Below are 12,420 nucleotides of genomic sequence, written 5' to 3' on the forward strand. Positions count from 1 at the left end.
GTGCCAATCTCCGGAGGTCATCAGGCATGAGCGGGGAGAAGGGCCGGTGCGATACCCATGACCACCATCATCGTCGACGCGCAGCGGACCTCGACCCCGCACTGGCCGGTGCCCCAGGAGAGACGCACAGTCACTGTGCTCTTCGCGGACATCGTCGGTTCCACCGCGTTGGTGGACCGACTCGACCCGGAGGACGTCCGCGCGCTGCAACGGGCCTACTTCGACACCGTGGCCGGTGTGCTGCACCGCTGGCAGGGGGTGGTGGAGAAGTACGTCGGCGACGCGGTGATGGCGCTCTTCGGCGCCCGGCACTCGGACGGCTTCGACGCGTACCGGGCGGTGCGCGCCGGGCTTGAGATCCAGGCCGCGCTGGACCGCCGCCCGATGGTCGGCGACAGCAGACTGCGGGTCCGCGTCGGTGTCGCCACCGGCGAGGTCGTGGTCGACCTGGGCAGTGCCGTCAGTGGTGGGCACGGCGTGGCCAGCGGCGCGGTGATCACCACCGCAGCCCGCCTGCAGGAGTACGCGCCACCCGGCGCCGTCGCGCTCTGCGCGGCCACCGCCCGGGCCACCGCGGGCCTGATCACCCAGCGTCAGCTGACGCCGGTGTCGGTCGCCGGCCGGGTGCCGCCGATGCCGGTCTGGCACGCCGTCGGTCCGGTCCGTCCGGGCACCGACCGGCACGACGGCCCGCTGATCGGTCGCCGCCGCGAGCTGGCCACGATCCGCGACCAGTTGAGCCGGGCCATCCGCGAGCAGGACCCGCGCTGGATCTCCCTGGTCGGCCCCACCGGCAGTGGGCGAAGCCGGCTGCTGCACGAGTTGACCCGTGGGCTGACCACGGTGGACGGGATGCCGGTGCGCTGGTGTGTGGCGACCTGCCAGCCATACCCCGATCAGGTCATGGCGCCGGCCGCCGAGCTGCTCCGCGGCCTCGCCGGGGTGCGGCACGGCGACGGCCCGGCGGTGGTCCACGACCGGTTGGTGGCCGCCCTGGCGTCGCTGTTTCCGCCGGAGCGCGTCGCGGCGGCGATCCCGGCCCTGCAGCGGTTCCTGACCACCCCGGACGGCTCCTCGGCGGCGCTGGCGGGGGCGGCGATCTGCCGGGACGTCCTGCTGCGTCTGGCCGCGCACCAGCCGCTGATCGTCGCCGTGGACGACGTGGACCGGGCGGCGCCGGCGATGAGCCGTTTCCTGCACGCGCTGTTCAGCACGGCGACGGCGCGCGGATTGCCACTGGCCCTGATCACCCTGCACCAGCCGCAGTGGGCCGACACCCGGCCCAGCCCGGCCCGACGGGTGACGATCGGGCCGCTGGCCACGGTGCAGTCCGGGCGGCTGCTGCGCCACCTGCTCACCCGCGCCGGGCAACCGGTGACCCTCGCCGACCGGCTGCTGCACCTGGTGGGGGGCCGACCCGGGCACGCGGCGGCGTACGTGCGGTCGATCATGGACGGTGCCGACCGGATGACGCTCCCGCTGCCCGAGGCGGTCCGCCGGGCCGTCTGCGCGGAGCTGGACCACCTCGACGGTGAACGGCGGGCGGTGCTGATGGCCGCTGCCACCATCGGCGGTGTGATCTCCGGCGCTGCCGTCGACCGGGCGCTCGGTTGGGCGTCCGGCCGGTCCGCGCCGGCCCTGCGCGGGCTGGTCGCGGCCGGGCTGCTGCTCCCCCGGCGTGCCGACGGGTACGCGTTCGTCGCGCCCGCGCTGCGCCAGGTCGCCGCCGAACGCTTGCCCCGCGCGTTGCGGGCCGTTTTCGGCCGACGGGCCGCCGAAGCGCCGCCCCTCAACACGGTCTGCCCGGACGCCGCCCTTCCTCCTGACCACGCTGCGGCCGACCGTGCTGCGTCCGGCCGTGCTGCGGCCGAGCGAGCTGGGTCCGACCGCGCTGGGTCCGATCGGGCTGCCGTCAGCGGCTCGGGCGTGCGGCGCGCCGAGGTCGTGCCCCTCGACGTCGTTCGGGCCCGGGACGGCCGCCTCGACGTCGTCCTCGCGGTGCCGCCCTCCGGCGTCACCGACCCGCTGCGCCGAGGCCTCCCCAGCTCGACAATGGCCACCTCACCGACCGCGCCGACCGGCGGAGCCAACCGATCGTTGGGCTTCCGCCGGCTCCGCGCCGTTGCGTCGGCTGGCGACGTTCCTCCGACCCGAGTGTCCGCGACACCGAACAACGCGGGCGGTCACTGGCCTACGGCCCCCGACCGGTCCCCGGCAACGATCCGCGCGGTGCCTGCCGTGCCGCCGGCCGGACGCACGGCGGCTGCCGCTGCCGGGGCTCCACCGGACGTGGTGCGCACCGGACCGCGCCCGCCGTTGATCCGCTGGCCGACCGGCCTCGCCGCCTCCGCCTGAGGGACCGGCGTCGTCACTCGTCCCTCGACGTTGGCAGCTGAGCAACTCGACACGCCGAGCACCCGTCTGCTGAGCTGCCACTGATCGGCACGACCGTCCCGAGCAGGTCTCGGGAGCGAGTCAGGACGGACGCCCGCCGAACTGCCAGCGGTGCACCTCGACGTCGGCGTACCGGTCCACGGTCAGGAAGGCGCGCGCCGCGTCCGGGGTGGGTGCGCGGAGCAGCGCGGCGGTGCCGAGCCAGGTGTCGCCGTCGTCGGACAGCAGCGGCCCGTACGCGATCAGCTCGTCCGGGTCGCGCGGCACGGCCAGGTCGACGGCCGGCCCCGCGCCGAGGCCGAGCACCAGGTACCGGTCACCGCCCGTCCGACCACCGGGGAAGTCCCACATCGTGCGGCCCAGCGTGTTGCGCCACCGGCGCAGCAGCACATCCCGGTACACGCCGGCCTGGTAGTTAGGCTCGTCGAAGGCGAACGCCCGCGCGGCGGCCGGATCGGGCACGTCGACGATGTGCACGCTGCCGGTGGCCGTGTCGCCGGACAGTGTCGGGCCGCGGGCGATCATCTTCGCCGCGTACCGGTCCATGTAGGTCCAGTGCTCGGCCAGCAACTCGTCGCGCAACGCGGCCGAGTCGGGCCGGTCGCGGTGGTAGCACAGGAACTCCATGCCGCACATTGTCGACGCCGTGCCCGGTCCACTGCCGGCCGGGCTTCAGCAGGCGGCCAGGAAGGCCAGCACGCGCGGCCAGGTCGCCGCCGTGGCGTCCGGGGAGTGCTCGGCCAGGCCCGGGTCGGTGAACAGGTGCCCCACCCCGGGGTAGCGGAAGACCGTCAGGTCGGCACCGGCGTCGGTGAGCGCCTGCTGCCACTCGTCGACCTCGTCCGGCGCGTCGTACGGGTCGGGGTCGGCGAGGTGCAGCTGCACCGGCAGCCCGGCCCGGACCGCGTCGGGCGCGCCGCCGGTGCCGTGCAGCAGGAGCAGACCCGCGGCGTCGGGGCGCTCGGCCAGCAGCGCCCCGGCCACACCGGCGCCCATCGAGAAACCGGCGAGCACCGTCTCCGGTGGGAGGTCACGCAGCGCTGCCCGGGCCCGGTCGAGCACCACCTCCTGGCCAATCTTGTCGAGCAGCGCGAAGCCCTCCTCGACGGTGTCGGTGGCCGGCACGCCGTACAGGTCGGGGGTGGTGACCTGATGGCCGGCGGCGCGCAACCGGTCGGCGGCGGCGCGCACGGCGGGTCGCAGGCCGTACACGGAATGGAACAGCACGACGTGTCGCATCACGTCATCCTGCCGCAGCCGACCGCGCGCCCGGCGCGGCCACGCGGGGCGCGCCTCAGACCAGTGCCGCCAGGCGCGCGACGAGGTCGGTGGGCGGCGGCATCGCGGCGATCTCCTGGCTGACCTGCCCGGCGGCGACGCGCAGGCCGTCGTCGGTGAGCAGCCGGGTCAGCGCCTGCGCGGTGATGTCCCGGGGGCGCAGGGCCAGGCCGGCGCCCCGACGGGCCACCAGCTCGGCGTTGTGCCGCCGGTCCCCCGGACCCACTGTGGCCAGTTGGGGCAGGCCTGCGGCGAGGGCTCCGAGGGCGCTGCCCGCCCCGCCGTGGTGGACCAGCGCCGCGCTCGCCGGCAGCGCCTCGTCGAGCGGAATCCAGTCGACCACCCGCACGTTCGCGGGCAGCGACCGCGCCGACCGATCGTCCGGGCGGACGAGCACGATCTCGGCGTCCACGTCGGCGGCGGCGGCCACCACGGCGGGCATCGGCCCCCGGTCACCGGGGCCGGTCAGGGTGCTGCGGGTGACCAGGATCCGGGGCCGGTCACCCGGCTCGCGCAGCCAGGCCGGCAGCTCGCCACCGCCGACGTAGGACGTGTAGCGCATCGGCCAACCGCCCTGCACGGCCACGCTGGGTGGGGCCACGGCGAGGGCGGCGGCGGGTGGCGGCAGCTCACTCAGGCCGTGCCGGCGCAGCGCGCCGCCGAGTCGGGCCACTGTGGCGCCGACCAGGTCCCGGCCGTCGAACAGGGCGTTCTCCTGGCGTACGGCAGGCACGTCGAGCCGCGCGGCGGCCACCGCGCCGGCCACCGCGAACGGTTCGTGCAGCACCAGATCCGGCCGCCACCGGGCGGCAAGCGCGACCACCGGGTCGGTGAGCTGGTCGTTGAGCGCGCCGAACAGCAGGCCGGCGCCCCGGGTGCCGGCGGTGCCGGCCAGCTCGGCGCGCGCGATCAGTGGATGGCGGGGGAAGACCCGCAACGCGATCCGGCCGAAGTCGAAGCCGGGTGCGATGTCGTGCACGGGCAGACCGGCGCCGGCGGCGGCCAGGCCACCGCCCCCGGTGGCCAGCAGCACGTCATGCCCGGCGTCACGCAACGCGACGGCGAGCGGCACCAGCGGGAAGACATGCCCGACCAGGGGCGCGGAGACCACCAGCACACGCATGGGCAGGATCCTATGTCCACGACGCACCGGGAGTCAGGACTCTCGGCGCCCTCGACCAACCAGTTGCCCCGCAACCGGGGCAGCTCCACAGGAGACGGATCTGCGGCCCGGTCCAGGACGAGACCGGGTGTCGACCGTGGGTCAGCCGCCCGCCCGCTGGTCGACGATGCGGCGCATCTTGCCCATCGACCGCTCCACGGCATCCGGGGCGAGCACGTCGACCGCCACGCTCACACCGATGGTGTTCTTCACCAGCTGGACCAGCGTCGCCCCGGCCCGTTCGGCAGCGTCCACACCAACCCCGGCCCGTCGTTCCACCCGCACGGTCAGCGTGTCCAACCGGCCCTGCCGATCGAGTACGCACTGGAAGTGCGGCGACAACTGCGGGGTCCGCAGGATCAGCTCCTCGATCTGGGTGGGGAAGATGTTCACCCCGCGCACGATCATCATGTCGTCCGTCCGACCGGTGATCTTCTCGATCCGGCGCATCGGGCGGGCGGTGCCGGGCAGCAGCCGGGTCAGGTCGCGGGTGCGGTAGCGAACTACCGGCATCGCCTCCTTGGTCAGCGAGGTCAGCACCAGCTCACCCCGCTCACCGTCGGGCAGCACGGCCCCGGTGACCGGGTCGATGACCTCGGGGTAGAAGTGGTCCTCCCAGACGTGCAGCCCGTCCTTGGTCTCGACGCACTCGGTGGCCACGCCGGGACCCATCACCTCGGAGAGCCCGTAGATGTCCACCGCGTGGATGTCCAGTCGCTGTTCCATCTCCCGGCGCATGTCCTCGGTCCACGGCTCCGCCCCGAAGATGCCCACCCGCAGCGAGGTGGCGCGCGGGTCGACGCCCTGGCGCTGCATCTCGTCCACGATGGCGAGCATGTAGCTGGGCGTGACCATGATGACCTCGGGTTCGAAGTCGCGGATCAGCATGACCTGACGCTCGGTCATGCCGCCGGAGACAGGGATGACGGTGCAGCCCAGCTCCTCGGCGCCGTAGTGCGCGCCCAGGCCCCCGGTGAAGAGCCCGTAGCCGTACGCGACGTGCACCCGGTCGCCGGGACGGCCGCCGGAGGCGCGGATCGACCGGGCCATCAGTCGCGCCCAGGTGCGCAGGTCGTCGCGGGTGTAGCCGACCACCGTCGGTCGGCCGGTGGTGCCGGATGAGGCGTGCAACCGGGACACCCGCTCCCGGGGGACGGCGAACATGCCAAAGGGGTAGTTCTCCCGCAGCTCCGCCTTGCCGGTGAACGGGAAGTGGGCCAGGTCGTCGAGGTCCCGGCAGTCGTCGGGGTGCACCCCGGCCGCGTCGAACGCCCGGCGGTAGTGCGGCACGTTGTCGTACGCGTGCCGCAACGACCAGCGCAGCCGTTCGCGTTGCAGGTCACGCAGCTCGTCGATGCCGGCGCGCTCGATCGGCTCCAGCTCCTCCGCACGAGGGGTGCGGTCCTGCATCGCGTGCCTCCTTGGCGCGGCGGTCCCGGTGGGGCTGCGGGTACCGTACGCCCGCCGTCGCCCGGGCTGGCGGTGCGGTCAGCGGGCAGCCGGTGCGGTGAGGCCGAGGTCGGCGCAGGGCGGTGGGTCCGTCGTCGCGTCCTATACCTCCGGCTCCCAGGCGATCAGCTGGTCGAGGACGCGCCGGTCGCCGTCGAGCCGCAGCGAGTCCATCGTGATGCGGCCGTAGCAGAACATGACCAGCTCATTGGCCGTGCCCCGGGCGGAGACGTAGGCCACCTCCGAGCCCTCGTCGGCGGCCGGCGTGGAGAGGCGGGCGGTCCGGGCGCCGTCGGCAGAGAACCAGAGCCGCCACGATCGGCCCTCGGTGGCGTGGTAGTCGAGGACCGCGGGCTTGTGCGGCCACGCGGCCGTCGTCGCGACGCAGGTGGTCAGGAACTCGTCGACACCGTCGAGGGCCACCTCGTCCGGCAGCGGCTGCGGGGCACCCACGGCGACCTGGGCGTCGTAGGTGTGCACGGCGACCTGCTGAAGCTGGTGCCGGGCGACAGCACCAGCCGTCTGCGGCGATTGCGAATCACCCCACCACGTCCAGCAACCACGATCCGGGCCGGCCTCCCGCAGCGCGTCCAGCAGCTCCTCCGTCGACGCGGCGAACCAGGCCAGCAGGGCCTCGCGCTCCCGGGGCGCCACCGGGGCGGACATCACCGGAGGAGCGTCGGCGGGCCCCGCGGCCACGGTGGCGGCCCACCTGCGGCGCCCGTCGCCCAGGTGCTGCACCAGGTCGAACAACGTCCACTCGGGGCAGGTCGGCACCTGCACGTCGAGGCTGGGTGCCGCGGCGACCGCCGCCCGGAAAGCGGTAGCTCGTTCGTCCATCAGCCGCAACAGGTCGGCAAAGTCCAGAGTCTGTTCCACCGAGGCTTTGTACCACCACGCCTCGGACAACGGCCAGCGAATTTCCCACTCTCGCACGAGGACGCCGGGCCGGGCGGATGCCCGACCCGGCGTCACCCTGATCATCGCCCTGCCATCTTTTCGCAATTGCAAGTTATAGGCAACAAGGTCTGGACAGTGCGCCCGAACGGTAACTAGCCTCTCCATCATGAGTCCTTACATCACGGATGCGTGGGCCTGGCAGGAGAGCTGGGACCGTCAGCAGGAGGCCTACCTACCGGACCGGGAACACCGGTTCACCGCCATGCTCGACACCGTCGACGCGGTCCTCGACGGTCGACCGCCACGAGTCCTCGACCTGGCCGGCGGCACCGGCAGCATCTCGCTGCGCACGCTGGCCCGCTTCCCCGGCGCCGAAGCGACCCTGCTGGATCTCGACCCGGCGCTGCTCGCCATCGCCCGCTCGTCGCTGGCCGACCGGGCCACCATCGTGACGGCCGACCTCGGCACCCCCGACTGGCGCGACGCGCTCCCCCACCGCGAGTACGACGCCGTCCTCACCGCCACCGCCCTGCACTGGCTGCCGGCCGACCGGCTCGGGCAGCTCTACGCCGAGCTGCGGGACGTGCTGCGACCGGGCGGAGTCTTCGTCAACGCCGACCACATGCCGGACGACAGCCTGCCGGAGCTGACCAAGCGGCTGATGGACCGGGCGAGGGACCGACGCAACGCCCGGTACGCGGCCGGTTCGTTGCTGTCCTGGTCGGACTGGTGGAAGCAGGCCGGTGCGGACCCGACGCTGGCACCACTGGTCACCCAGCGGCACGACATCTACCCGACCGGGCACAGCCCGGAGTGGAACCCGCCGGCCTCCTGGCACCTCGCCGCGCTCACCGCCGCCGGTTTCACCGAGGTCGGCACGGTGTGGCGCGGCGGCTCGGACGCCGCCGTCGCGGCAGTGCGCTGACGCCGCCGTCGCCGGCACTACGCTGAGGAGCCGTGCCAGAGCCATCCGAGCCGCGTAGCGACCCCGACGTCGACCTGCACGTCCCCGCCGACCGCCGCGAGCTGACCGTGCGCCCCACGACGGTCCTCGCCGCGATCGCGGCCGGCGGGGTGCTCGGTGCGCTGGCCCGGGCCGGTCTGCAACACACCGCCCCGCACCCGCCGACCGGCTTCGGTTGGGCGACGTTCGCCATCAACACGTCCGGCTGCCTGCTGATCGGCGTGCTGATGGCGGTGCTCGGGCACCTCGGCGGTGGGCACCCCCTGGCTCGCCCGTTCCTCGGGGTCGGGGTGCTCGGCGGGTTCACCACGTTCTCCGCCTACGCGGTCGACATCCAGCAGGCGCTGGTCGCGGGCGCGCCGGGCACCGCGCTGGCGTACCTGGCGGCGACGGTGCTCGGGGCACTAGTCGCGGTCGCGCTGGGCGACGCCGTCACGGCGTCGCTGCTGAGGCGGCGGGCGGCCCGATGACCGTGCTGCTCATCGCCCTGGGCGCGGCCGTCGGCGCGCCGTTGCGTTACCTCACCGACCGGGCGGTCCAGACCCGGCACGACTCGGCGTTTCCCTGGGGCACGTTCACCGTCAACGTGGTCGGCTCACTGCTGCTCGGGGTGCTCGTCGGGTGGCCGGCCAGCCCGGCGCTCACCGCGCTGCTCGGCACCGGGTTCTGCGGCGCGCTGACCACCTACTCCACCTTCAGCTACGAGACGCTGCGGCTGGCGCAGGGCGGTCAACGGCTCCTCGCGCTGGCCAACGTCGTGGGCAGCGTCGCTGTGGGGCTCGCTGCGGCCGCCGCCGGCTACGCCCTGGCCCGCGTCCTGCTGGGCTGACCTCCGGAAATTGCACCCCGACCAGGGGACCCTGCGAGAACACACCGAGGGTATATACGCGAGGTATACCCTCGGTGTAGTCTCCTCCCATGAGCGTGCCACTGACCCTTCTCGGCCTCCTCGAACGAGAGCCCAGCCACGGCTACGACCTGAAGCGCGACTACGACGCCTTCTTCGGCCGGGGCAAGCCACTGCCGTTCGGCCAGGTCTACTCCACCCTCAGCCGACTGGCCCGCGACGGCAAGGTGGTGATCAGCGACGTCGCTCCCGGCTCCGGCCCCGACCGCAAGCGCTACATCATCACCGACGTCGGCGCGACCGAGGTCGAGCAGTGGCTGACCCAGCCGGTCGACCCGGAACCGCACCTGCAGACGGTGCTCTTCGCCAAGGTCGTGCTCGCGCTGATGCTGGACCGGCCGGCCGCCGAATACCTCGACACCCAGCGCAGCGCGCACCTGCACCGGATGCGTGAGCTGACCGAGATCAAGCGCGCCGGCGGCCTGGTCGACGCGCTGCTCGCCGACCACGGTCTCTACCACCTGGAGGCGGACCTCCGGTGGATCGAGATGACCGGCGCCCGGCTGGACGCCCTACGGAAAGAGGTGCGGCCATGAGCGTCGTGATCGAAGCACGGGACGTGGCGTTCTCCTTCGGCCAGACGCCCGCCCTGCGCGGCGCGAGCGTCGCCGTTGACGCGGGCGAGATTGTCGCCATCATGGGCCCCAGCGGCTCGGGCAAGTCCACCCTGCTGCACTGCCTGGCCGGCATCCTCGTGCCCGACTCCGGCGAGATCCTCTTCGACGGTGTTCGGGTCGACGCCATGGCCGAGACCCAGCGCAGCAGCCTGCGCAGGGACCGCTTCGGCTTCGTGTTCCAGTTCGGCCAGCTCGTCCCCGAGCTCACCGCCGTGGAGAACGTCGCCCTGCCGCTCCTGCTCAGCGGCGTACACCGGAAGCAGGCGCTGCCGAAGGCGAGAGCCTGGTTCGAGCGCCTCGGCCTGGACGGCATGGAGCAGCGCCGGTCGGGTGAGCTGTCCGGCGGGCAGGCGCAACGCGTCGCCCTCGCCCGAGGGCTGGTCGCCGAGCCGCAGGTGCTCTTCGCCGACGAACCGACCGGTGCGCTCGACTCGCTCACCGGCGAGCAGGTGATGGACCTCCTGGTCGGCGCCGCCCGCGAGCAGGGCACCACTGTCATCCTGGTGACCCACGAACCCCGGATCGCCGCGTACGCCGACCGTGAGGTCATGGTCCGCGACGGGCGCGTGAACGCGCCGGACCGGATCGCCTCATGATCCGCTTCGGGCTCCGCCTCGCTGTGGCCGGCGGCCGGGAGGCGCTCACCCGCCTGCTCGTCATCGCTGCCGCCGTCGCGATCGGCAGCGGGCTGCTGCTGACCACCCTCGCCGGAGTCAACGCGGTCAACGCCCAGCTCACCCGGTACGCGTCGGTCTATCCCAACGCCTCGACGGGCGGCGACGCCGATCCCCTGTGGTGGTCGACGCGCGAGGACTACTTCCACGGCAAGCAGATCATCCGGATCGACGTTGCAGCGACCGGCCCGGACGCGCCCACCCCGACCGGCGTCCCGAGCACGCCGGGGCCCGGGGAGTACTACGCCTCGCCCGCGTTGCGGAAGCTGCTGGCCGCCCACCCCGCCGACCAACTGGCTGACCGTTACCCGGGGCGCGACATCGGCTCCGTCGGTCCGGCCGGATTGACCTCACCGGACACCATGCTCGTCATCCGGGGCGGCACCCCCGACGAGGTGGCCGCATTGCCCTCCGCCAGGCAGCTCACCACCGTCGGCGACACTCCCGCGCTGCCCGAGACGACGGTGAACCTCATCCTGAGCGTGATCGCCGGCGGGCTGCTGTTCCCGTTGCTGATCTTCGTCGGCACCGCCACCCGGCTCAACGCGGCCCGCCGGGAGCAGCGCTTCGCCGCGATGCGCCTGGTCGGCGCCACCCCGAAGCAGATCTCGGTGGTCGCGGCGGTGGAGGCGACCACCGCAGCCGTCATCGGCACCGCCGTCGGCTTCGGCCTGTTCTACGCCTTCCGCGGCCCGATGGCGGGCATCCCGTTCACGGGCATGCCGTTCTTCCCCAGCGACATGTCGTTGGGCGTGCTGGACACCCTGCTGGTGGCGCTCGGCGTTCCGGCCGGCGCGGCGCTGGCAGCACAGATCTCGCTGCGCCGGGTACGGATCTCGCCGCTGGGCGTGACCCGCCGGGTCACTCCCCGCGCCCCGCGGGCGTACCGGCTGATCCCGATCCTGCTCGGTGTCGCCGTGCTGTTCTTCGCCATCGGGTTCCGGCCCCCGACATCCGATGGTCAGGCCGCGGTGTTCCTTCCCGGCCTGCTGCTCATCATGGCCGGCCTGATCCTCGCCGGCCCGTGGCTGACGATGGTCGGCGCCCGGGTGATGGCCCGGTTCGCCAACCGCCCCGCCACCCTCATCGCCGCGCGACGCCTCGCTGACAACCCGAAGGCCGGCTTCCGGGCGATCAGCGGCATCATGCTCGCGCTCTTCGTGACGAGCGTGGCCGTCGGCGTGATCACCACGATCGTCGCCAACCGCGGCCCGGCACCGGTCGGCTCGACCGAGGCGGGACAGGTGTCGCTCTACCTTCCTGAGGATGCACCGGCGACGCCTGACTCGCTCTTCACCGACCTACGCTCGATCACCGGCGTGCGGTCCGCGTTCGCGGTGCGCGAGAACCCGGACTGGATGAGCGCCAGCGAGCCCGGCCTGATCGCGTGCGCCGAGATCCCGAGCGCGTACGGCCGGTGCGTTGAGGGCGCCACCGTTGCCGAGGTGGCCACGGGTCTCGTCCCCTTCCGGGAGTCGGCGTCGTCCGCCAGGGTCTGGCCGGCCGCGTCGGTGTCACTCGGCAATCTCCAACAGCTGCCGGTGATGTCGATCGTCGTCGACACGGACGGTTCCGACGCCGCCATCGAGCGCTCGCGCACCGTGCTCGAGACCGCCCTGCCGGCCTTCCAGGTGCCGCCGAACGTGCCCGGTGACTTCGAGTCGGAGTTCGCCAACGCACTGCGCGCCTGGGAGCAACTGGCCAACGTCGTCATCATCGGCAGCCTCGCGCTCGGTGGGTGCAGTCTCGCGGTCAGCGTGATCGGCGGTCTCACCGAGCGCCGACGCCCGTTCAGCCTGCTGCGCCTCAGCGGCGCACCGGTGCAGGTCCTGCGTCGGGTGATCGCGCTGGAGAGCGCCGTACCGATGCTCGCCGTCGCCGCCGTCGCCATCGGGATGGGCCTCCTCGCCGCCCACCTGTTCCTGCGGGCACAGATGGGCTACACGCTGATCGCGCCGGAGCCACGCTTCTACGTGATCGTCGTCGTCGGGTTGGCCGCCTGCCTCGGTGTCATCGCCTCCACCCTGCCGCTGCTGGAACGGATCACCGGTCCGGAGACCGCCCGCAGCGAGTAG

General features: G+C 73.2%; 12 protein-coding genes. 7 read left to right on the forward strand and 5 right to left on the reverse strand.

All coding sequences use genetic code 11. From position 1 onward, the window contains the following. Positions 1-57 precede the first annotated feature (57 nt). Positions 58-2,355: an adenylate/guanylate cyclase domain-containing protein gene (locus tag CLT68_RS23020; protein WP_099853919.1), complete on the forward strand. Its 2,298-nt coding sequence runs from the start codon at positions 58-60 to the stop codon at positions 2,353-2,355. 120 nt (positions 2,356-2,475) lie between these two features. On the opposite strand, the gene CLT68_RS23025 is transcribed toward CLT68_RS23020, so the two are convergent. The 5 genes from CLT68_RS23025 to CLT68_RS23045 all read right to left on the reverse strand — a co-directional run bounded on the left by CLT68_RS23025 (position 2,476) and on the right by CLT68_RS23045 (position 7,162). After that, positions 2,476-3,021 (reverse strand): YciI family protein, encoded by a 546-nt coding sequence (locus CLT68_RS23025; protein WP_099853921.1) that lies wholly within the window; start codon positions 3,019-3,021, stop codon positions 2,476-2,478. Between the two features lie 45 nt (positions 3,022-3,066). Next, the gene (locus CLT68_RS23030) at positions 3,067-3,633 is read right to left on the reverse strand and encodes a dienelactone hydrolase family protein (RefSeq protein WP_099853923.1); all 567 of its coding nucleotides are present in this window, start codon (positions 3,631-3,633) and stop codon (positions 3,067-3,069) included. A gap of 55 nt (positions 3,634-3,688) precedes the next feature. Beyond that, positions 3,689-4,795, reverse strand: a complete 1,107-nt coding sequence (locus tag CLT68_RS23035; protein ID WP_099853924.1) for a nucleotide disphospho-sugar-binding domain-containing protein — start codon at positions 4,793-4,795, stop codon at positions 3,689-3,691. Between the two features lie 141 nt (positions 4,796-4,936). Then, entirely contained in the window at positions 4,937-6,244 is a 1,308-nt protein-coding gene (paaK, locus tag CLT68_RS23040) for a phenylacetate--CoA ligase PaaK (protein WP_099853926.1), read from the reverse strand. A 141-nt stretch (positions 6,245-6,385) separates the two neighbouring features. Further along, positions 6,386-7,162, reverse strand: coding sequence for a maleylpyruvate isomerase family mycothiol-dependent enzyme (locus tag CLT68_RS23045; protein ID WP_099853928.1), 777 nt, complete (start codon positions 7,160-7,162; stop codon positions 6,386-6,388). A 187-nt stretch (positions 7,163-7,349) separates the two neighbouring features. On the opposite strand from CLT68_RS23045, the gene CLT68_RS23050 reads away from it, so the two are divergent. The 6 genes from CLT68_RS23050 to CLT68_RS23075 all read left to right on the forward strand — a co-directional run bounded on the left by CLT68_RS23050 (position 7,350) and on the right by CLT68_RS23075 (position 12,420). After that, on the forward strand, positions 7,350-8,108 hold the full coding sequence (locus CLT68_RS23050; RefSeq protein ID WP_099853930.1) for a class I SAM-dependent methyltransferase: 759 nt from the start codon (positions 7,350-7,352) through the stop codon (positions 8,106-8,108). Positions 8,109-8,140: 32 nt separating this feature from the next. Then, on the forward strand, positions 8,141-8,617 hold the full coding sequence (locus CLT68_RS23055; protein ID WP_099853932.1) for a FluC/FEX family fluoride channel: 477 nt from the start codon (positions 8,141-8,143) through the stop codon (positions 8,615-8,617). Further along, entirely contained in the window at positions 8,614-8,976 is a 363-nt protein-coding gene (gene crcB / locus CLT68_RS23060; protein ID WP_099853934.1) for a fluoride efflux transporter CrcB, read from the forward strand. The genes CLT68_RS23055 and crcB overlap by 4 nt, the downstream gene beginning before the upstream one ends. Before the next feature lie 89 nt (positions 8,977-9,065). Further along, on the forward strand, positions 9,066-9,590 hold the full coding sequence (locus tag CLT68_RS23065; protein ID WP_099853936.1) for a PadR family transcriptional regulator: 525 nt from the start codon (positions 9,066-9,068) through the stop codon (positions 9,588-9,590). Further along, complete coding sequence (locus CLT68_RS23070; protein WP_099853938.1) at positions 9,587-10,267, forward strand: ABC transporter ATP-binding protein; 681 nt, start codon at positions 9,587-9,589, stop codon at positions 10,265-10,267. The genes CLT68_RS23065 and CLT68_RS23070 overlap by 4 nt, the downstream gene beginning before the upstream one ends. Beyond that, positions 10,264-12,420, forward strand: a complete 2,157-nt coding sequence (locus CLT68_RS23075; RefSeq protein ID WP_099853940.1) for an FtsX-like permease family protein — start codon at positions 10,264-10,266, stop codon at positions 12,418-12,420. Before CLT68_RS23070 ends, CLT68_RS23075 begins: the two co-directional genes overlap by 4 nt.

Source organism: Micromonospora sp. CNZ299 (genome assembly GCF_002754415.1).